At 70.8% G+C, this 19,394-nt stretch carries 18 protein-coding genes; 11 read left to right on the top strand and 7 right to left on the bottom strand.

Translation table 11 applies throughout. The features are described 5' to 3' along the window. Nucleotide 1: 1 nt before the first annotated feature. The 4 genes from JI742_RS02640 to JI742_RS02655 form a co-directional block, all read right to left on the bottom strand. Complete coding sequence (locus JI742_RS02640; protein WP_236676750.1) at nt 2-691, bottom strand: AzlC family ABC transporter permease; 690 nt, start codon at nt 689-691, stop codon at nt 2-4. A gap of 136 nt (nt 692-827) precedes the next feature. Continuing rightward, nucleotides 828-1,271 carry a hypothetical protein gene (locus tag JI742_RS02645; RefSeq protein WP_201823772.1) on the bottom strand — a complete coding sequence of 148 codons (444 nt, stop codon included), beginning with the start codon at nt 1,269-1,271 and terminating at the stop codon, nt 828-830. A 98-nt stretch (nt 1,272-1,369) separates the two neighbouring features. Further along, nucleotides 1,370-1,828 carry an outer membrane lipoprotein gene (locus tag JI742_RS02650; protein WP_201823774.1) on the bottom strand — a complete coding sequence of 153 codons (459 nt, stop codon included), beginning with the start codon at nt 1,826-1,828 and terminating at the stop codon, nt 1,370-1,372. Nucleotides 1,829-2,027: 199 nt separating this feature from the next. Further along, on the bottom strand, nt 2,028-2,585 hold the full coding sequence (locus tag JI742_RS02655; protein ID WP_201823776.1) for an HNH endonuclease: 558 nt from the start codon (nt 2,583-2,585) through the stop codon (nt 2,028-2,030). A gap of 183 nt (nt 2,586-2,768) precedes the next feature. Between JI742_RS02655 and JI742_RS02660 the strand changes: the two genes are divergently transcribed. The 10 genes from JI742_RS02660 to JI742_RS02705 all read left to right on the top strand — a co-directional run bounded on the left by JI742_RS02660 (nt 2,769) and on the right by JI742_RS02705 (nt 14,306). Beyond that, nucleotides 2,769-3,413 (top strand): TetR/AcrR family transcriptional regulator, encoded by a 645-nt coding sequence (locus JI742_RS02660; RefSeq protein WP_201823778.1) that lies wholly within the window; start codon nt 2,769-2,771, stop codon nt 3,411-3,413. A 54-nt stretch (nt 3,414-3,467) separates the two neighbouring features. Then, entirely contained in the window at nt 3,468-5,270 is a 1,803-nt protein-coding gene (locus JI742_RS02665; RefSeq protein ID WP_201823780.1) for an acyl-CoA dehydrogenase C-terminal domain-containing protein, read from the top strand. A gap of 38 nt (nt 5,271-5,308) precedes the next feature. After that, entirely contained in the window at nt 5,309-5,752 is a 444-nt protein-coding gene (locus JI742_RS02670; protein ID WP_201823782.1) for a DUF2147 domain-containing protein, read from the top strand. A 35-nt stretch (nt 5,753-5,787) separates the two neighbouring features. Beyond that, nucleotides 5,788-8,196, top strand: a complete 2,409-nt coding sequence (locus JI742_RS02675) for a 3-hydroxyacyl-CoA dehydrogenase/enoyl-CoA hydratase family protein (protein ID WP_201823784.1) — start codon at nt 5,788-5,790, stop codon at nt 8,194-8,196. A 139-nt stretch (nt 8,197-8,335) separates the two neighbouring features. Further along, nucleotides 8,336-9,562, top strand: a complete 1,227-nt coding sequence (locus JI742_RS02680) for an acetyl-CoA C-acyltransferase (RefSeq protein ID WP_201823785.1) — start codon at nt 8,336-8,338, stop codon at nt 9,560-9,562. Nucleotides 9,563-9,659: 97 nt separating this feature from the next. Then, a complete protein-coding gene (locus tag JI742_RS02685) occupies nt 9,660-10,424 on the top strand; it encodes an enoyl-CoA hydratase (protein ID WP_201823786.1) in 765 nt (254 codons plus the stop codon). Nucleotides 10,425-10,473: 49 nt separating this feature from the next. Next, entirely contained in the window at nt 10,474-11,841 is a 1,368-nt protein-coding gene (radA, locus tag JI742_RS02690; protein WP_201823787.1) for a DNA repair protein RadA, read from the top strand. Between the two features lie 77 nt (nt 11,842-11,918). Then, nucleotides 11,919-12,848: a metallophosphoesterase family protein gene (locus JI742_RS02695; protein ID WP_201823788.1), complete on the top strand. Its 930-nt coding sequence runs from the start codon at nt 11,919-11,921 to the stop codon at nt 12,846-12,848. Between the two features lie 50 nt (nt 12,849-12,898). Then, nucleotides 12,899-13,354 carry a hypothetical protein gene (locus tag JI742_RS02700; RefSeq protein WP_201823790.1) on the top strand — a complete coding sequence of 152 codons (456 nt, stop codon included), beginning with the start codon at nt 12,899-12,901 and terminating at the stop codon, nt 13,352-13,354. 40 nt (nt 13,355-13,394) lie between these two features. After that, complete coding sequence (locus JI742_RS02705) at nt 13,395-14,306, top strand: esterase/lipase family protein (RefSeq protein WP_201823791.1); 912 nt, start codon at nt 13,395-13,397, stop codon at nt 14,304-14,306. Between the two features lie 172 nt (nt 14,307-14,478). Here the strand turns inward: JI742_RS02705 and JI742_RS02710 are convergent, their stop codons facing one another. Further along, nucleotides 14,479-14,781, bottom strand: a complete 303-nt coding sequence (locus JI742_RS02710) for a hypothetical protein (RefSeq protein ID WP_201823793.1) — start codon at nt 14,779-14,781, stop codon at nt 14,479-14,481. Nucleotides 14,782-15,092: 311 nt separating this feature from the next. Next, the gene (locus JI742_RS13800) at nt 15,093-16,004 is read right to left on the bottom strand and encodes a DUF4394 domain-containing protein (protein ID WP_236676751.1); all 912 of its coding nucleotides are present in this window, start codon (nt 16,002-16,004) and stop codon (nt 15,093-15,095) included. 832 nt (nt 16,005-16,836) lie between these two features. Here JI742_RS13800 and JI742_RS02725 point away from each other — a divergent pair. Further along, a complete protein-coding gene (locus JI742_RS02725; protein ID WP_201823797.1) occupies nt 16,837-18,198 on the top strand; it encodes a patatin-like phospholipase family protein in 1,362 nt (453 codons plus the stop codon). Nucleotides 18,199-18,232: 34 nt separating this feature from the next. Here JI742_RS02725 and JI742_RS02730 read toward each other — a convergent pair whose 3' ends face one another. Further along, entirely contained in the window at nt 18,233-19,321 is a 1,089-nt protein-coding gene (locus JI742_RS02730) for a substrate-binding domain-containing protein (RefSeq protein ID WP_201823799.1), read from the bottom strand. Nucleotides 19,322-19,394 lie beyond the last annotated feature (73 nt).

Genomic DNA, 19,394 nt, shown 5'->3' on the forward strand with positions numbered 1-19,394 from the left:
TTCAGCGCAGGGTCGGCTTGGCCGGGCGCGGCACCAGGCGCTCGGCCAGCAGGCCCAGGGCCACGGCCGCGAAGATGGCCGTGACGATGTTCAGCCGGAAGGGCAGGGCATAGGCCGCGACCGCCGCTAGGCCCGCGGCCCCGGCGGCCAGGCCGGTGGTCCAGTCGCGCACCAGGCCCATCAGCAGGCCGAACAGGGCCAGCGTGCCGGCAAAGCCCAGGCCCCAGTGGGTGGGAATGCGCTCGGCGAGCAGGATGCCGCTGATCGAAGCGGCCTGCCAGCACAGGTAGTTGGTGACGGCGGTGCCGGCGAAGTAGGCGCGCGCTTCATCCAGCGCGGCCGGATCCTCGGGCCGGATCGGCCGGCGTTCGAGCTGCTGCATGCACAGCACGTAGTTCACGTCGCCGGCCAGGTAGGCCGCAAGCATCCGCCCGCGCAGCGGCAGGCCGATGAAGATCGGCCGCCAGCCGGCGCTGAAGATCACGAAGCGCAGGTTCACGCACAGCGCGGTGGCCCACAGCACGCCCAGCGGCGCACCGGCGGCCAGCAGCGGCAGGGCCGCAAGCTGCGCGCTGCCGGCGAAGACGGTCAGGCTCATCAGCAAGGCCAGCGGCACGCCCAGGCCGCCCTTGACCATGGCCACGCCGGTCACCAGCGCCCAGGCGGCGATGCCAAGCTGCGGCGCCACCATGTCCCGCACCCCGGCGCGAAAGGCCGGGTGACGCCATCCCCCGACCCAGGGCAGCGACCCGGTCGCGGCAGGGGGGAGAGCGTGCGGCGGCATGCCGCGATTGTCCCATCGGGCCCGGTAACGGGCTGACAGGGCCTCAGGACGCGTGGCGGGCGGGTTTGGCGCGGCCTTCTTCCAGCACCTCGTCCGGCCCGGCCTTGCCGGGGGCCGGCGCGCCATCGCTGCCGTGGCCGGCCTGGGCGGTCTCGGCCTGCCGGCTGCCGGGGCGCGGCACGGTCGGGGCCAGGGCCTCGATCTTGTTCTCGCGCATGTACTCGTCCATCTCGCGCCAGCCGGCGAAGACGGCCGCCCGCTGCGCCTTGGGGTTCAGCACGAAGCAATCTTCCAGCGCCCGCCCGGCATGCCGGCAGGCGCTGCCGATGGCCTGGCCGTCGGCCGCCTTGGCTTGATGCTGCTGCTCGGGGGATTCGATGCCCAGCCACTGGCAGCCGCCCAGCAGCAGGCCGAGGCCGATCAGGACGGCGCCCGGCCCGGCGCGGCGGCGCGAGGTCCGGGCGGAGGGGACAGGGCGGGAGGGCATGGGCGGGGCGCGGGCTCAGGAGGTTCCTGGCTATCGGCCGCCCCGCCGGGGGCTTGAGGGTGCCGCCGCGCCGCGCCGGGGCGCCGCGCGGCCGGGCCTCAGTTCGGCGAGCGCGACACGCGGGTCGTGCCGCCGCTGCTGACCAGCACCACGCGGTCGCCGGGCCGGAAGGTTTCCTCGCCCTGGGCCTGGACGATGGCCCGGCGCTCGCCGTTCTTCAGTTGCACGATCAGCTCGACGGCGTTCTCGCGGGTGCCGAAGCGCTCGGCGGCATTGCCCGCCACCGCGCCGACGACCGCGCCCAGCACGCCGACAGCGACCGATTCACGCCGACCACCGACCGAGCTGCCGGCGACCCCGCCGATCACCGCGCCCGTGGCCGCGCCGACGCCCGACTGGCTGCCCTCGACCGTCACCGGCCGGCTGCTGACGATGGTGGCGTCCTGCACCGAGGACAGGCGTTGCGCGTCGCCGCGCTGGACGACGTCGGGGCTGGTGGTCGAGCAGGCGGCCAGGCCGAGGGCCAGCACGGAGGCGAGCAGGAGGGAGTGACGCATGGCAGGGTCCGATCGTGGGGTCTGGGTGGGCGCTTCAACGCAGCGTGCGGCCCGGCGGCCGACGGACCGCGGGCCTGGACAGGCTGGGATACGCCCGGGCGGGCGAAGTTTCCGTCCGCCAGCCGAGCCGCGCGGTGCGCCGACGCGCAAAGAAGTGTGAAAGCTGACGCGCCGGCCGGCCCCGGCCGTTCGCACCTTCTCAGCCGTGCAGCCGACTGTTGCGCGGCACGCTGGCGAGCAGGAACTCCATCTGGTCGCTCAGGATGCGCCGGCCGCGCAGGATCATGTCCTCGTGCAGGCTGGGCACATAGGGCAGGTAGAGCAGGCTCATGCGGGCCTCTTCCGGCATCCGGTTGCCCTTGCGGCCGTTGCAGGCCTTGCAGGCGGTGATGCAGTTCATCCAGCTGTCGGCGCCGCCGCGGGAGGTCGGCACGATGTGCTCGCGGGTCAGGTCGTCCAGGCCGAAATGCCCGCCGCAGTAGGCGCAGATTTGCCGGTCGCGCAGGAAGAGCTTGGGGTTGGAGAGGGCCGGCGTGCTGCGCCAGGCCCGGCTGGGCACCGCGCCGCGCACGGCGACGATGGCATGCACCTCGATGCGCGACTGCCGGCCGCTGCTGCGCTGGATGCCGCCACGCAGCGCCATCACCGCCGGCCCCAGCGTCCAGGCGACGGCATCGCTGGCGTAGAGCGTGGCCGCTTCGCGCACATTGATCCATGCCTGCGGACGACCGGATACATCGAGCTGTAGCACATCCATCGGGAGCACTCCAATCCCTTGGAGGATAGACGATGCACGGTGACGGCCTCAAGCGCGGCGGCGCAAGCCCGGGCGCTCCGGGGGGACCCGCCCCGCGAATCGGCGGCCCGGGCGAAATTTCCACCCCAGATCGACCGGACTTGGGTAAAAATAGAACGATCGTTCGTTTTATTGCGCCAGCCCATGTCCGCCGCCCATCCGATCAGCCCCAGCCTGGCCGCCAGCCGTCCCCACGGCCCGCTCAAGGGCCAGCAGACCCGCCTGGTCATCCTGGAGGCAGCCCTGGGCCTGGCCTCGCAGATCGGGCTGGAGGGCCTGTCGATCGGCGCGCTGGCCGAGGTCACGCAGATGAGCAAGTCCGGCGTCTTCGCGCACTTCGGCTCGCGCGAGGAATTGCAGATCTCGGTGATCCGCGAGTACCACCGCCGCTTCGCCGAGGAAATCTTCCAGCCCGCCCTGCACGAGCCGCGCGGCCTGCCGCGCCTGCAAGCCCTGTTCGAACGCTGGGTGCAGCGGGTCGCGATCGAGGTCGATTCGGGTTGCATCTACATCAGCGCCGCCGTCGAGTTCGACGACCGGCCCGGCCCGGTCCGCGAGGCCCTGGTCGGCATGGTCCGCACCTGGCACGAGGCCCTGATCCGCGCCGCGCGCCTGGCCATCGAAGAAGGCCATCTCCGCCCCGACACCGAGCCCGAGCAACTGCTGTTCGAGCTGCACGGCCTGATCCTCGCCCTGCACCACGACGCCCGACTGCTGCGCAGCCCGGGCTCGGTCGAGCGCGCCCGGCGCGGCTTCGCCCGCCTCATCGCTTCGCATGCCGCGGCCTGAGCCGGCGGCCTGCTTCTTCCCGTCCGTTCCAACCCGCCCCCACGGAGGCCTGCCATGCCGACCTACACCCCCCCGCTGCGCGACATGCAGTTCGTCCTGCACGAGGTGCTGAACGTCACCGAAGCGCTCCAGGCCATGCCGGCCCATGCCGAGCTGGATGCCGACACCGTCAATGCCGTGCTGGAGGAAGGCGGCAAGTTCGCCGCCGGCGTGATCCAGCCGCTCAATGCCTCGGGCGACGCCGAGGGCTGCACCCTCGACAAGACCACCCACACCGTGCATGCGCCGCGGGGCTTCAAGGAGGCCTATGCGCAGTACGTGGCCGGCGGCTGGCCGGCGCTGAGCTGCGACCCGGCCTACGGCGGCCAGGGCCTGCCGGTGACGCTGAACCAGTGCCTCTACGAGATGCTCAACAGCGCCAACCAGGCCTGGACCATGTACCCCGGCCTGACCCACGGCGCCTACGAATGCCTGCATGCCCACGGCACGCCGGAGCAGCAGGCCATGTACCTGCCCAAGCTCACCAGCGGCGACTGGACCGGCACCATGTGCCTGACCGAGCCGCACTGCGGCACCGACCTCGGCCTGCTGCGAACCAAGGCCGAGCCGCTGGCCGACGGCAGCTACCGCATCACCGGTCAGAAGATCTTCATCAGCGCCGGCGACCATGAGCTGGCCGAGAACATCATCCACCTGGTGCTGGCCCGCCTGCCCGATGCACCGGCCGGCAGCAAGGGCATCAGCCTCTTCGTCGTGCCCAAGTTCCTGGTGCATGCGGATGGCTCGCTCGGCGCCCGCAACGCCATCATCTGCACCGGCCTCGAACACAAGATGGGCATCCACGGCAACGCCACCTGCCAGATGGCGCTCGACGGCGCGCTCGGCACCCTGGTCGGCGAGCCGAACAAGGGCCTGGCTGCGATGTTCGTGATGATGAATGCCGCCCGCCTGGGCGTGGGCATGCAGTCCCTGGGCCTGACCGAGGTCGCTTACCAGAACGCCGTGGCCTATGCCAAGGACCGCCTGCAGATGCGCAGCCTGACGGGCGCCAAGGCCAGCGACAAGCCGGCCGATCCCATCATCGTCCACCCCGACGTGCGCAAGATGCTGCTCACGGCCCGCGCCTATGCCGAGGGCGGCCGCGCGCTGGCCGTCTACACCGCGCTTCAGCTCGACCATGAGCTGAGCCATCCCGACGAGGACGTGCGCCGCGCTGCCGCCGACGAAGTGGCCCTGCTCACCCCCATCGTCAAGGCCTTCCTGACCGACAACGCCTGGCTGGCCACCAGCCACTGCCTGCAGGTCTACGGCGGCCACGGCTACATCCGCGAGTGGGGCATGGAGCAGTTCGTGCGCGATGCCCGCATCAACATGATCTACGAGGGCACCAACACCATCCAGAGCCTGGACCTGCTGGGCCGCAAGGTGCTGGGCGACGGCGGCAAGAAGCTCAAGGCCTTCGGCCGCAAGGTGGCCGAGTTCGTCGAGGACGAGGGCGTCGACGAGGCCATGCAGGAGTTCGTGAACCCCCTGGCCGACCTGGGCGACAAGGTCACCAAGCTCAGCACCGAGCTGGGCTTCAAGGGCATGGGCAATGCGGACGAGGTCGGCGCCGCGGCGGTCGATTACCTGCGCGTCTGCGGCCACCTGGTCTTTGCCTACTTCTTTGCCCGCATGGCCAAGGTCGCGCTCGCCAAGCAGGCCGACCCCGCCACCGCCAACGACCCCTTCTACACCGCCAAGCTGGCCACCGCCCGCTTCTACTTCGCCAAGCTGCTGCCCGAGACGGCCAGCCTGATCCGCAGTGCCCGTGCCGGCAGCGCCTCGCTGATGGCGCTGGACGAAGCCCTGTTCTGAGTCCCGCCGCACGACGGCCCCCCGAGAGGAGACAGTCCATGATCCGCCCCCTGATGGCCAGCCTCGCGCTGCTTGCGTTCAGCGGCCTGGCCGCCGCCCAGTCCACGCCCGTCGGCCTGTGGAAGTCGATCGACGACAAGACCGGCAAGGAACGCTCGCTGGTGCGCCTTGCCGAGACCGGCGGCCTGCTCGTCGGCCGCATCGAGAAGCGTCTGGACCCGACGGCCAAGCCCGATGCCGTCTGCGGCAAGTGCAGCGACGACCGCAAGGACAAGCCCATGGACGGCCTGGAGATCATCCGTGGCGTGCAGGCCGCCGGCGACGGCAAGGTCTGGACCGGCGGCCAGATCCTCGACCCCGAGGAGGGCAAGACCTACCAGGTCAAGCTGACCCCGGTCGAGGGCGGCAGCAAGCTGGAGGTGCGCGGCTTCATCGGCTTCTCCCTGCTCGGCCGCACGCAGACCTGGCTGCGCGTCGAGTGAGCGCCGTCCCACCCCCCTTCCCGCTGGAGCAAGCCATGTCCCGATTCCCCATCCGCCAGGTCGCCGTGCTGGGCGCCGGCGTGATGGGCGCGCAGATCGCCGCCCATCTGGTCAACGTCCGCGTGCCGGTCGTCCTGTTCGACCTGCCGGCCAAGGAGGGCCCCAAGTCGGGCATCGCCCTGGGCGCCATCGAGAAGCTCAAGAAGCTCAAGCCCGCGCCGTTGGGCCTGGCGGCCGAGGCAGGCCGCATCCGCGCGGCCAACTACGAGGACGACCTCGCCCTGCTCGGCCAGTGCGACCTGGTGATCGAGGCCATCGCCGAGCGCATGGACTGGAAGCGGGACCTTTATGCCCGCATCGCCGACCATGTCGCGCCGCATGCCATCCTGGCCAGCAACACCTCGGGCCTGTCCATCGGTGCCCTGGCCCAGGCCCTGCCCGAGGCCCTGCGCCCGCGCTTCTGCGGCGTGCATTTCTTCAACCCGCCGCGCTACATGGCGCTGCTGGAGCTGATCCCCACCGCCGGCACCCAGCCCGAGGTGCTGGACACGCTGGAGAGCTTCGCCACCACCTTCCTCGGCAAGAGCGTCCTGCGGGCCAAGGACACGCCCAACTTCATCGCCAACCGCGTCGGCGTGGCCGGCATGCTGGCCACGATCAAGGAGGCCGAGACCTACGGCCTGAGCTATGACGTGGTCGACGACCTGACCGGCAAGAAGCTGGGCCGCGCCAGCAGCGGCACCTTCCGCACCGCTGACGTGGTGGGCCTGGACACGATGGCCCATGTCATCAAGACCCTGCAGGACCAGTTGCCCGACGATCCCTTCGCGCCCAGTTATGCGACGCCGCCGGTGGTCGCCGGCCTGATCGCCCAGGGCGCCCTGGGCCAGAAGAGCGGCGCCGGCTTCTACAGGAAGGAAGGCAAGGCCATCCTGCGTCTGGACCCGGCCACGGCCAGCTATGTGCCGGCCGGCGGCAAGGCCGACGAGCTGGTCGCCCGCATCCTCAAGAAGGCGCCGGCCGAGCGCCTGAAGCTGCTGCGCGAAAGCAAGAACCCGCAGGCCCAGTTCCTGTGGGCGCTGCTGCGCGATGGCTTCCATTACGCGGCCGTGCACCTGGCCACCATCGCCGAGACCGCGCGCGATGTGGACTTCGCCCTGCGCTGGGGCTTCGGCCACCAGCAGGGCCCCTTCGAGCTCTGGCAGCAGGCCGGCTGGACGCAGGTCGCGCAATGGGTGCAGGCCGACATCGAGGCCGGCAAGGCCCTGTCCAGCGCCCCGCTGCCCTCCTGGGTGACGGACGGCCCGGTGGCCGAGCGTGGCGGCGTGCACCAGGCCGAGGGCTCGTGGAGCCCCAGCGCCGGCGCCTTCGTGCCGCCGCGCAGCCTGCCGGTCTATGCCCGCCAGGCCTTCCCCGAGACGGTCGCCGGCAGCGGCGCCACGCCGGCGCTCAAGGCCGGCACGGAGGTCTTCAAGACCGAGGAGCTGCGCGTCTGGACGCTGGACGGCGAGGTGCTGATCGCCAGCATCACCGCCAAGCTGCACCTGATCAGCCCCGAGGTGGTGGCCGGCCTGATGCGGGCCGTGGACGTGGCCGAGCGCGATTTCCAGGGCCTGGTGATCTGGTCGCCCGACGAGATGTTCTCGGCCGGCGCCAACCTCGAAGCCCTGATGCCCGTCTTCATGAAGCACGGCAGCAAGGGCATCGCCCCGGAAGAGAAGAAGCTGCAAGACCTGATGCTGCGCGTGCGCTATGCCCAGGTGCCGGTGGTGGCCGCCATCCGCGGCATCGCCCTGGGCGGCGGTTGCGAGCTGCTGGTGCACTGCGCCCGGCGCGTGGCGGCGATGGAGAGCTACATCGGCCTGGTCGAGGTCGGCGTGGGCCTGCTGCCCGGCGCGGGCGGACTCACCTACATCGCCCGCCGCGCGGCCGAGCGGGCGCTGGCCGTGCATGGCAGCGTCGGCCCCGGCACCGACCTGCTGCCCTTCCTGAAGACCGGCTTCGAGGCGGCGGCCATGGCCAAGGTCGGCACCAGCGCGCTGGAAAGCCGCGAGCTGGGCTACTTGCTCGACAGCGACGTGATCGTGCCGCACAAGGACGAGCTGCTCTTCGTGGCCAGCCAGCAGGTGCGCGCCCTGGCCTCGGCCGGCTACCGCCCGCCGGTGGCCCAGCCCTTCCCGGCGGCCGGCCGCAGTGTGCTGGCCACGATTCGCGGCCAGCTTGCCAACCTGCGCGACGGCGGGATGATCAGCGCCCACGACCAGCACATCGCCACCCTGATCGCCGAGGTGCTGTGCGGCGGCGACGTGGACCCGGGCAGCCTGATCACCGAGGACTACCTGATGAGCCTGGAACGCCAGCGCTTCTGCGCCCTGCTCGACCAGCCCAAGACCCAGGAACGGATCATGGGGATGCTGAGCACCGGCAAGCCCGTCCGGAATTGACCCACCCCCGAAGCGCCTGCGGCGCGCCCCCTCCAGGGGGCGCCGCGGGCGGACCGGCGGAGCCGAATCCGCCGCGGCCGCTGGAAGCCCTTTTCCGCGAGATGCACAGCCGGGTTGAAGCCCCGGCGAGGAGCTCACGATGAAACAACTGCAAGACGCCTACATCGTCGCCGCCACCCGCACCCCCATCGGCAAGGCCGGGCGGGGCGCCTTCCGCAGCATGCGGCCGGACGACCTGCTGGTTGCCGCCCTCCAGGGCGCCCTGCGCCAGGTGCCGACGCTGGACCCGAAGGCCATCGAGGACGCCGTCATCGGCTGCGCCATGCCCGAGGCCGAGCAGGGCCTGAACATGGCCCGCCTGGCGGTGATGCTGGCGGGGCTGCCGAACTCGGTCGGCGGCGTCACCGTCAACCGCTTCTGCGCCAGCGGCCTGACCGCCATCCAGATGGCCGCCGACCGCATCCGCGTCGGCGAGGCCGACCTGATGATCGCCGGCGGCGCCGAGAGCATGAGCCTGGTGCCCATGAGCGGCCACAAGCCTTCCTTCAACCCGGCCGTGTTCGAGAAGGACGAGAACATCGGCCTGGCCTACGGCATGGGCATGACGGCCGAGAAGGTCGCGCAGCAGTGGAAGGTCAGCCGCGAGGCGCAGGACGCCTTTGCCCTGGCCAGCCACGAGAAGGCGCTGAAGGCCCAGGCGGCGGGCGAGTTCGCCGACGAGATCACGCCCATCGAGGTGGTCGAGCGCCTGCCCAACCTGGCCGAGGGCAGCGTCACCCTGCGCACCCGCACCGTGAGCCTGGACGAAGGCCCGCGCGCGGACACCTCGCTGGCTGGCCTGGCCAAGCTGCGCTCCGCCTTTGCCGCGCCCAAGGACCCGAGCGGCCAGGCCACCGGCCTGGGCAGCGTGACGGCCGGCAACAGCTCGCAGACCAGCGACGGCGCCGGCGCCCTGATCCTGGCCAGCGAAGCCGCGATCAAGACCCACGGCCTGACGCCGCTGGCCCGCTTCGTCGGCTATGCCAACAAGGGCGTGCCGCCCGAGATCATGGGCATCGGCCCCATTGAGGCCATTCCGGCGGTCCTGAAGCGCGCCGGCCTGACGCAGGAGCAGATGGACTGGATCGAGCTGAACGAGGCCTTTGCCGCGCAGTCGCTGGCGGTGCTGGACACGCTCAAGCTCGACCCGTCCAAGGTCAACCCCCTGGGCGGCGCCATCGCCCTGGGCCACCCGCTGGGCGCCACCGGCGCGATCCGTGCGGCCACCGTCATCCACGCCCTGCGCCGCCGTCAGCTCAAGTACGGCATGGTGACCATGTGCATCGGCACCGGCCAGGGGGCGGCGGGCATCTTCGAGCGCGTCTGAACCCCGGCGCCCGGCCCGGCCGGGCGACACTCCGTCCCCGCCAGCCCGCCCCGCGCGGGCTTTCCGTTTCTGCCCGGCCCGGGCCCAAGGACCCTCCATGAGCGAGCTGCTGCGCCACACCGAAGACGGCGTCCTCACCCTGACGCTGAACCGACTCGACAAGAAGAACGCGCTGAATGCGGCCCTCTATGCCGCCCTGGCCGATGCGCTGGACGAAGCGGCCGCTGCGGCCGACACCCGCGTCGTGCTGATCCAGGGGCATGAGCAGGTCTTCTGCGCCGGCAACGACCTGTCCGACTTCCTGCAATCGCCCGAGATCGGCGGCGACACGCCGGTGCTGCGCTTCCTGCACGCGATCGCGACCTTCCCCAAGCCCCTGGTCGCCGCGGTGGCCGGCCCGGCGGTGGGCGTGGGCACGACGATGCTGCTGCACTGCGACCTGGTCTATGCCGGCGACAACGCCGTCTTCAGCCTGCCCTTCGTCAACCTGGGCCTCTGCCCCGAGGCGGCCTCCAGCCTGCTGCTGCCGCGGCTTTGGGGCCACCCGCGCGCCGCCGAGGCCCTGCTGCTGGCCGAGCCCTTCGGTGTCGAGCAGGCCTTCGAGCGCGGCCTGGTCAACCGCATCGTGCCGCCCAATGAACTGAATGCCTTCGCCGCCGTGATGGCGCGCAAGCTGGCGAGCAAGCCGCTGGCCTCGCTGGTCGAGACCAAGCGCCTGATGAAGGCCGCCGATGCGCCGGCCCTGCAGCAGCGCCTGGCCGAGGAGGTCGTCGTCTTCGGCCGCATGCTCAAGGAGCCTGCCGCGAAGGAGGCCTTCACCGCCTTCCTCGAAAAGCGCCGACCCGACTTCAGCCGCTGCTGAGCCGCCCCCGGGCGCCGCTGCGGCGGCCCCCGGGCCGACAATGCCGCGCATGGCCCGCGACAAGACCGTCTACACCTGCCGCGAATGCGGCGGCCAGAGCCCGAAGTGGCTCGGCCAGTGCCCGCACTGCAAGGCCTGGAACACCCTGGACGAGGGCCCGGCCGAGCCGGCCGCCGGCGCCCCGCGCAACCGCTTCCAGGGCCTGGCCGCAGCCCAGCCGGTGCGTGCCCTGGCCGAGATCGAGGCCAGCGAGGTCGACCGCCGCCCGACCGGCCTGGGCGAGCTGGACCGCGTCCTCGGCGGCGGCATCGTCGAGGGCGGCGTGGTGCTGATCGGCGGCGACCCGGGCATCGGCAAGAGCACCCTGCTGCTCCAGGCCGTCGATGCGCTTTCGGCCGACTGGCCGGTGCTTTATGTGAGCGGCGAGGAATCCGGCGCGCAGGTCGCCCTGCGCGCCCGCCGCCTCGGCCTGGTCGGCACGGCGGTGCAGGTGCTTGCCGAGATCCAGTTGGAGAAGATCCTCGCGACGCTGGAGCAGATGCAGCCGCGCTTCTGCGTGATCGACTCGATCCAGACCGTGTTCTCCGACGCGCTCAGCTCCGCGCCCGGCTCGGTCGCCCAGGTGCGCGAGTGCGCGGCCCAGCTCACCCGCGCGGCCAAGGCCAGCGGCTGTGCGGTGGTGCTGGTCGGCCACGTGACCAAGGAAGGCGCACTGGCCGGCCCGCGCGTGCTGGAGCACATGGTCGACACCGTGCTGTATTTCGAGGGCGACACGCACAGCAGCTTCCGCCTGATCCGCGCGATCAAGAACCGCTTCGGCGCGGTCAACGAGATCGGCGTGTTCGCGATGACCGACAAGGGCCTCAAGGGCGTCAGCAACCCGAGCGCGATCTTCCTCTCGACCCAGGGCGAGCCGGTGCCCGGCGCCTGCGTGCTGGTCACGCTGGAGGGCACGCGGCCGCTGCTGGTCGAGATCCAGGCCCTGGTCGACAGCGGCGGACCCAGCCCGCGCCGCCTGAGCGTGGGCCTGGACCGCGACCGCCTGGCCATGCTGCTGGCCGTGCTGCACCGCCATGCCGGCGTGGCCTGCATGGACCAGGATGTGTTCGTCAACGCCGTCGGCGGCGTGCGCATTGCCGAGCCGGCGGCCGACCTGGCCGTGCTGCTCGCCATCCAGGGCAGCTTGCGCGGCAAGGCCCTGCCGCGCGGCCTGATCGCCTTCGGCGAAGTCGGCCTGGCCGGCGAGGTGCGGCCCGCGCCGCGCGGCCAGGAGCGGCTGCGCGAGGCGGCCAAGCTCGGCTTCACCGCGGCCATCGTGCCGCAGGCCAATGTGCCGCGCCAGCCGATCGAGGGCCTGACCGTGCACGGCGTCGAGCGCGTCGAGCAGGCCATCGAGCTGGCGCGCAGCCTGGGTTGAGCCGGCGGCCCCTCGCTGCCTGCTGCGCGATCGCTGCCGTCTGCCCCCCGCTCAGCCCCGCCCGCCCCGCCCCCAGCATGCCGGCTGCCGCCCCCGTCCTCTCACCGCAGCCCGTCGCGCCGGGCGCCATTCCGGCCCGGCCGGCCGACTGGCCGGGCTGCGGCACCCCGCAGCCGCCCGCGCGCCTGGCCGTGGTGGCCGATCTGCACGGCAACTTGCCGGCGCTGGAGGCGCTGGAGGCGCGGCTGGCCGCCGAGGGCATCGCCCAGGCGGTGCTGCTGGGTGACCAGCTCGCCGGCCCGCTCTGGCCGGCCGAGACGGCTGCCCGCCTGGCCCGGCTCGGTTGGCCTGCCCTGGCTGGTAACCATGAGCGGCAGATGCTGGCGGTGGCGGGCCGCGGGCCGAGGGCGCAGCCGGCCCATCCGCGCTCGGCCGACGCGCTGGCGGTGGCCCGGCTCGACCGCCCGGCGCTCGATGCCCTGCTGGCGCTGCCGGTGCGCGCGGCCTGGGGCGAGGTCTGGGCCTGCCACGGCACGCCGGCCAGCGATGTGCAGATGCTGCTGCACAGCGTCGACGACCCCGCCTGCGGCGGCGGCCCCGCGCCGCGCCCGGCGAGCGAGGCCGAGCTGCGCGCCCGGCTCGGCCCCTGGGCGCGGCCGCAGTCGGCTGGCGGACCGGCTGTTGTCCTCTGCGGCCACAGCCACCTGCCCGCCTGCCGTACCCTGCCCGGCGGTCCGCTGCTGCTCAACCCCGGCAGCCTCGGCCTGCCGGCCTACGACGACGACCTGCCGCATCCTCATGGGGTGGAAACCGGCAGCCCGCAGGCCCGTTGGGCACTGCTCAGCCGGGGCGCCGACGGCACCTGGCGGGCCGAGCTGCGCACCCTGGATTACGACCACCCAGCCGCAGCCGCGCGCGCCGAGGCCAGCGGCCGCGGCGACTGGGCCGATGCCCTGCGCAGCGGGCGCGTCGGCCGCCGCGAGTCCGAGGTGCTCGGCCCGGCTTGAGCGGCTGGGCTGCGATCCTCTCCCCTCATGCCCCCTGGAGCCCCGTTTCCATGAATCCCCGCATCGGCTGGCTGCTGGCCGCCCTGTTCAGCGTGCTCGCCATCGCCCAGTTCGGCTGGCAGGGCGCGGTCTTCGCGACCACCCTGGTCGTGTTCTGGTTGCTGCTGCAATTCAGCCGCACCGTGCGTGCGCTGAAGGTCGCGGCGGGCCGGCCGGTGGGCCGCATCGTCAGCGCCCCCGATCTGCTGCCGCGCCTGCGCCCCGGCCTGCCGCTGGCCGATCTTCTGCTGCGCACCCGCAGCCTGGGCGCCAAGGCCGACTGGCCGGCCGCGGCCGGCGAGCCCGCCGAAACCGAGGATCCGCAGTCGCCCGGTGCCGGCGTCTACTTGTGGACCGATGCCTCCGGTCACCGGCTGCGCGTGGCCCTGCACAAGGGCCGGGTGAGCCGCTGGCGGCTGGAGCCGGCGGGCGAGGCGGTCGAGGTTGCGGCGCCACCTGCCGCCTGAGTGGGGGCGCTGCGCCTCCAGCCGCCCAAGGCATGTCCCTGTGATTGCGCGCCTCCTGCGTCTCGCCCTGGCCCTGCTGCTGCTCGCCATGCTGGCGCTCGTCTTCGGCGGCCTGGCCTGGGGCCGGCCGCTGGCCGGCATGGCGGCCGCCCTGGCCCTGCCGCTGGGCCTGGCCCTGATCGGTCTGGGGGCCTACGCCATCGAGATGCTGCTGGCCGCCGCCGTGCACCGTGACGACCCCTGGCCACGGCCGCGACCCGCCGAACGGCTGCGCGCCCTGTGGGGCGAACTGTGCATCGCTGCCCCGACCTTTCTGTGGCATCAGGCCTTCCGGGCCGCAGCCTGGCCCGACCGACCCGGCACCGCCGGCCAGCGCGGTCTGGTGCTGGTGCATGGTCACGTCTGCAACCGCGGCTTCTGGAACCGCTGGCTCGCACGGCTCGCGGCCGAGGGCCGACCGGTGGTGGCCGTCACGCTGGAGCCGCCACTGGCCGGTGTCGAGGCCGGCGTGCCCTGCCTCGAAGCCGCCGTCGCCCGGCTGGAGGCCGCCACCGGCCGGCCGCCGCTGTTGGTCGCGCACAGCATGGGCGGTCTGGTGTGGCGCGCGTGGCGCGTGGCCGCGCCCGGCAATGACGCGCGGCTGGCCCAGGTGATGACGATCGGCACGCCGCACCACGGCACCTGGCTGGCCCGGCTGGGCCTCAGCCGCAATGCCCGCGACATGCGGCCCGGCAGCGACTGGCTGCGCGCCCTGGCCGCCGCCGAGGCCCGTCTGCCCGAGCCGCCCGGCGTACGCTGTTGCTGCGTGCTGGGCTCGGCCGACAACGTGGTCTTCCCGCCGTCCTCCGCCGTGCTGGCCGGCGCCGAAACCCTGCATCTGCCGGCAACCGCGCACATCGCGCTGGTCGAGGCGCCGGCCGTGCTTGCCCGGCTGCAGCAGGGGCTGGCATGAGAGGCCCTGCATCCGAAGTCCATTTGCATGGATGAAAACCTGCTGCGAAGGATTGGCAAGATACACGCCAAAACAAGGCTGCAAGACGTGTCAGAGCTGCGCCCCATGCGACTGGCGAGGTGTCCCGAGTGATTTGGGCCGGGTGCTCTCACCGACCGATCCGGCCCTGTTGTCAGGGGCAGGGTCCGTTCGCATTTGAGTCGGATGCCGCTTTGTCAATCTCGGTTTGCAACCACTCTCGAAACTGCACCTCGGTCAGGGGGGCCGGCTCCACTCGCCAGATATCCAGGCGACGAGCGACCTGTCGCTTCCACGACGCAATTTGATCGCTGAACGATGCGTCGGATGAAAGCATTGCGACATGCATGTGGCCCAGCGCGCCATCCAGCTCATCGAGTGAGATGTTGCCTTTGAGGCACAGGGATCCGAGAGAGACGAAAGTCTTGCCGGTGTCAAGACTGACGAAGTTGTTCATGGTGGAGGTGCCTGAGTGCGCCTGGGTCGGACGGGCGCATCGCTTGTTTGGTCACGCATGGTCGCGTGAGCAGCTTTTTGGCTGACGCACCGGAAAAGGTGCTTGTTTCCATAAGTGCCATGTGCTACCAGAAGCTTTATCGGGTCTGCCGACTTTGGAGTCGCGGGCTCATTCGATGGCTCATGGGGTTCGCGTGCTGGCACACACCGACTTGCGGCTTTGCAAGGAGACAGGCAACAAAAAACCGCCCCTTGGGGCGGTTTATCCGACCCGGCCCGCAAGGGGCCGGGTGTGGAGCAGGGCCGAGGGCCTCAGGCCTTCTTGGCCTTGCGGCGGCGGCCGATGTAGGCGACCACGCCCAGGCCGGCGATCATCAGCGCGTAGGTTTCGGGCTCAGGCACCGGGGCGGTGGTGAAGGCCAGGCCGTTGACCGTGCCGGCGAAGTTGCTGCGCAGCACCGCATCGCCGGTGGCGAGGTTGATGCTGTACAGGCCGCTGGCGCCCGTGCCGTCGTCCAGGTTCAGCACGGCAAAGGCCGGGCCGCCCCCCACGATCTCGAAGCCGTTGGCCGAGAGCACGTTGAAGGGCAGATCCAGCGAGCCCACCGTCGTGATCATCGGGCTGTTGAAGGCCGCGCCCGCGAACTGCAGCGTGTCCGTGCTGGTGTTGATGTAGTACAGGTCGGTCAGATCACCCGGCATGGTGCCCGGGAAGCTGCCCGGGGGCGTGCCGGGGAAGGAGTTGGTGTAGGCCACGGCGGTGTAGCCCGGGCCGATGTTGCTGGCCGTGTTGCCGACCACGCCGGTGTTCACATTGACAGCGTAGTTGTTGCCGCCGGCGGTGGTCACACGCAGCGAGGCGCCGCCGGCGAAGTCAGCCTGCGGGTTGAAGTCCATGCCGAGGCCGCCGGTCGAGGCGAAGCTCGCGCCGGACAGGGCCGTCACCAGGCTGAGCGCACCGCTGGTGGTGTCGATCGTGTAGAGATTGTTCTGGTTGGAGATCGCGTAGGTCAGGCCGTTGGTGGGACGGGTGTCCAGACCCAGCAGGGTCTCGCCCGAGGCCAGACCGCTGATCGCGACGGTTTGCGTCGAGCCGGCGGTGTTGAACTTGACGATCTCGTTGGTGGTGGTCAGCGCGACCAGGGTTTGGCTCTGGGCCTGGGCGCCAAGGCCGAGGGTGGCCAGCGCAGCGGCGGCGAGCGCCTTGACAGCGAAGCGGTGCATGAAGGACTCCTGATTGAAAGACTCGGCTGTGCCAAAGCAGAGACACAGCTTGCTTGATGTTAGCCGGGAGTACTCGGCTCCGCGGGCTGTACGACTCATCCACTCGGGGGGGATGCTTTTGCCAGCCCCTCGTTTTTGGGGGCGAATTCATCCAGTCGAGGGCGTCGTTAATGATTCCGTCATGTTGCCGAAAGGTGGTCGTGCTCTGCAATAGTTGGCTGCGTTCGGCCAGAGTCCGCAAGGGGTGCACATGGTGACCCCTGCTGGCGCATGGTTTTTGTGATGCTGCAACGGATGCCCGCAGACGCGCCGTGTGCTTCGCAGTATGGGATGCGAAACCGTGCGCGAGCTTGTGTCGAGGAAAACCGATTCATTCACGAATTTTTGCATCCACTTGCTGTGGGTGATTTCCAGTATGGTGAATATTTCTCGGGCGGACCCGCAGGCCGCTGAGAACGGTTTGTCGTTCACTTCATGACTGGGGTTTCCTCTCAATCGGCGTGAATCATCGCCTACGCTGACGAATCTATTGATTCCGAGCTTGGCGCGAACCCATGCAAGCGCATGATGGCTTGCCAAAACGGTCAAGTCGAAATACCGCCATCCCTTTCTCTGCACAAAACCTTGATACTGATCCACGCCCGATCACCTCGGTCGATCGCTCCGCCCGGGCAGGCAAGGCCTTTGGGATCGGTTGGCAGCTTTGCCCGCAAACCCCCGCTTCCTGGCCTCAGGCGCCCAAGGGGGGTGAATTCCCGCCCGACCGGCGCGCCGCGGGCTGCTTCAATGCCGTGCCGGCAGCCTTCGCTGCCATCACGCCCAGGAGAGCCCCATGGTGACCAAGCAATCGAAACGCTCCGCGCCCTTGGCGGTGGCCCGCCTGACGGAGGAAGCGCAGGTCGTCGCTGCGGTGCAGCGGGCACGGGCGAGGGTCGCGTCGCGCCCGATTTCCGACGTCACCGACGCCCAAGGGCATCAATACGTCGATCTCGTGATGGAGGGCGGCGGCGTCCTGGGTGTCGCCCTGGCCGGCTACTGCTACGTGCTGGAAAAGGCGGGCATCCGCTTTCTCGGCCTGGGCGGCACCTCGGCGGGTTCGATCAACGCACTGGTCATCGCCGCGCTGGGCGCGCCCCATGAGGCCAAGGCCGAGGAGGTGGCGTCCATCGTGGCCAATGTGCCCATGGCAGCCTTCATCGATGGCAACAGCGACGCCCGTGAGTTCACCGATGCCCTGGTGGACGGTGCCGGCAAGTTCAAGCTTGCCTTGAAGGGCGCCCAGGTTGTCGACAACTTCACCGGCCAGCTCGGCCTGCATCCCGGCCAGGCCTTCGAGGATTGGCTGCGCAAGCTGCTTGACGACAAGGGCATCCGGACCACCGCCGCGCTGCGGGCCCGCATGAACACCCCGCCGCCCGGGGGCTACCACTTCACCCCTTGCCCGGTGCGGGCCAAGGCGGGCCAGACCGATAACCCTAAGATCAAGGTCGACCTCGCGGTGATTGCCGCGGACATCAGCACCGGCACCAAGGTCGAGTTCCCGCGCATGGCGGGGCTCTACTGGAGCGACCCGGATCATGTGCATCCGGCCGAGTACGTGCGCGCCTCGATGTCGGTGCCGGCCTTCTTCCACCCCATCCACTTGCATAACCTGCCTCAGGGGCCGGAAGCGGCCGAGCGATGGAAGACGATGGCCAACTACGAGGGCAAGGACCTGCCCACGGAGTGCTGGCTGGTCGATGGCGGGGTGATCTCCAACTTCCCCATCGCGGTCTTCCACAACCATCTGCGCATCCCGCGCGCGCCGACCTTCGGTGTCAAGCTGGGCCAGCCGCTGGATCGGCCCCGGCCGGTTCGCTCGATGACGAGCCTGATCGCCGGGGTGTTCAATGCCGCGCGCGGGGCGCTGGACCAGGATTTCCTGGTCGGCAATCCCGACTACAAGCACCTGATCGCCCGAATCAGCACGACGGACCACACCGCCCTGCGGGATGCCGACGGCAACCGGCCCGATCACAACTGGCTGAACTTCCGGCTTTCCGACGAGGCCAAGATCGACCTTTTCCGCTCGGGCGCGATGGCAGCCGCTGACTTCCTGGAGCGCTTCGACTGGGAGCGCTACAAGAAGATTCGTGCCGACAAGGCGGTGCTGCGCCAGCACGCGGCTGCCGCCGCCGCGCCCCCGGCACCCTGAGCGCGGGCCGGCCCGGGCGCAGCGCCCGGGCCCCTCAGGGCTTGCCGAAGGCCTCGGCCACGCTCAGCACCCGGCCGGTCTCGGCGGCCTCGTAGCCGGCCATGGCTGCGACGGTCGCGCGGTAGGCGGGGCTGCCCAGCAGGGCCAGCAGGCTTTTCATCGCGGGCCGCTCCAGGGCTTCGGCGCGCACTGCAAAAAAGTAGCGCTCGCGCAGCAGCGGCAGGAAGGTCAGGCCGAAGCGCTGGGCCGCGGTCTGCACGCCCAGGCCGACATCGGCCATGCCGCTGGCGATGTAGGCCGCCACGGCAGCATGGGTGAACTCGGTGCTCTCCCAGCCGCGCAGCGCGGATGGAGAGAGGCCGTGCTTGTCGAGCAGCAGCTCGGTCAGCATGCGGGTGCCGGAGCCTTGCGGCCGGTTGACGAAGCGCAGGTCCTCGCGGCCGAGGTCGTCCACGCCGCGCACCCGCTTGGGATTGCCCGGCGCGACGAACAGGCCCTGCCAGCGCACGGCCAGATGCACCAGGCGGTACTCCTCGTCGCGCAACCAGACGCGGTAGCGCTGCGAGGCGCGGGTCTCGAACTCGCCGATCGGCACGTGAAAGCCAGCCAGGTCGCATTCACCGCGCGACAGCGCGGCGACGGCCTCCACGCTGTGGCGGTAGCGCAGCTCGACCGATTGCGGCACGGCTTCGAGCTGCTCGACGAGCGCCGCCACCGCGAAGCCGTGGCTGGCGTGCAGGCGCAGGGGCTGGGGCGCGCGCGGCAGGCTGCGTTCGATCTCGGTCTCCAGTTCCGAGGCCAGGCTGTCGAGCAGCGGCGTCAGCCGGGCCTGCACGCGGCGCTGCGCCCAGATCAGCTTCTCGGCCAGGGGGCTGAGGGTGGAGCCCCGGCCGCGCCCGGCGTCGATCAGCGCATGGCCGAACAGGGCCTCGGCCGCCTTCACCTGGCCCCAGGCATGGCGGTAGGACACGCCCAGGCTGCGCGCGGCCTGGGCGATCGCACCGGTTTCCTGCACGGCCGCCAGCAGGGCCAGCAGGCTGGCGATGTCCAGGCCGGCCAGGTCTTCGCCGTTGCCGACGCCGCCAGGGCTGATCGACCACTGGGGCCGGATGTGAACGCGCATAGCTGTCCCTTGAAATGGAAAAACCTTGCATATTTTGCACGGCCTGGATCGCTAGCCTTCGATGGGTGACATG

The sequence above is a fragment of the Piscinibacter lacus genome (genome assembly GCF_016735685.1).
GTDB classification, from domain to species: domain Bacteria; phylum Pseudomonadota; class Gammaproteobacteria; order Burkholderiales; family Burkholderiaceae_C; genus Aquariibacter; species Aquariibacter lacus.

Excerpts from the sequence above, each read along its gene's own strand:
- JI742_RS02710 (WP_201823793.1), bottom strand. The coding sequence starts at position 14,781 with ATGAACAACTTCGTCAGTCTTGACACCGGCAAGACTTTCGTCTCTCTC.
- JI742_RS02725 (WP_201823797.1), top strand. The coding sequence starts at position 16,837 with ATGGTGACCAAGCAATCGAAACGCTCCGCGCCCTTGGCGGTGGCCCGC.
- JI742_RS02645 (WP_201823772.1), bottom strand. The coding sequence starts at position 1,271 with ATGCCCTCCCGCCCTGTCCCCTCCGCCCGGACCTCGCGCCGCCGCGCC.
- JI742_RS02700 (WP_201823790.1), top strand. The coding sequence starts at position 12,899 with ATGAATCCCCGCATCGGCTGGCTGCTGGCCGCCCTGTTCAGCGTGCTC.
- JI742_RS02685 (WP_201823786.1), top strand. The coding sequence starts at position 9,660 with ATGAGCGAGCTGCTGCGCCACACCGAAGACGGCGTCCTCACCCTGACG.
- JI742_RS02640 (WP_236676750.1), bottom strand. The coding sequence starts at position 691 with ATGGTGGCGCCGCAGCTTGGCATCGCCGCCTGGGCGCTGGTGACCGGC.
- JI742_RS02670 (WP_201823782.1), top strand. The coding sequence starts at position 5,309 with ATGATCCGCCCCCTGATGGCCAGCCTCGCGCTGCTTGCGTTCAGCGGC.
- JI742_RS02675 (WP_201823784.1), top strand. The coding sequence starts at position 5,788 with ATGTCCCGATTCCCCATCCGCCAGGTCGCCGTGCTGGGCGCCGGCGTG.
- JI742_RS02680 (WP_201823785.1), top strand. The coding sequence starts at position 8,336 with ATGAAACAACTGCAAGACGCCTACATCGTCGCCGCCACCCGCACCCCC.
- JI742_RS02665 (WP_201823780.1), top strand. The coding sequence starts at position 3,468 with ATGCCGACCTACACCCCCCCGCTGCGCGACATGCAGTTCGTCCTGCAC.
- radA (WP_201823787.1), top strand. The coding sequence starts at position 10,474 with ATGGCCCGCGACAAGACCGTCTACACCTGCCGCGAATGCGGCGGCCAG.
- JI742_RS02695 (WP_201823788.1), top strand. The coding sequence starts at position 11,919 with ATGCCGGCTGCCGCCCCCGTCCTCTCACCGCAGCCCGTCGCGCCGGGC.
- JI742_RS02655 (WP_201823776.1), bottom strand. The coding sequence starts at position 2,585 with ATGGATGTGCTACAGCTCGATGTATCCGGTCGTCCGCAGGCATGGATC.
- JI742_RS02650 (WP_201823774.1), bottom strand. The coding sequence starts at position 1,828 with ATGCGTCACTCCCTCCTGCTCGCCTCCGTGCTGGCCCTCGGCCTGGCC.
- JI742_RS02730 (WP_201823799.1), bottom strand. The coding sequence starts at position 19,321 with ATGCGCGTTCACATCCGGCCCCAGTGGTCGATCAGCCCTGGCGGCGTC.
- JI742_RS13800 (WP_236676751.1), bottom strand. The coding sequence starts at position 16,004 with ATGCACCGCTTCGCTGTCAAGGCGCTCGCCGCCGCTGCGCTGGCCACC.
- JI742_RS02660 (WP_201823778.1), top strand. The coding sequence starts at position 2,769 with ATGTCCGCCGCCCATCCGATCAGCCCCAGCCTGGCCGCCAGCCGTCCC.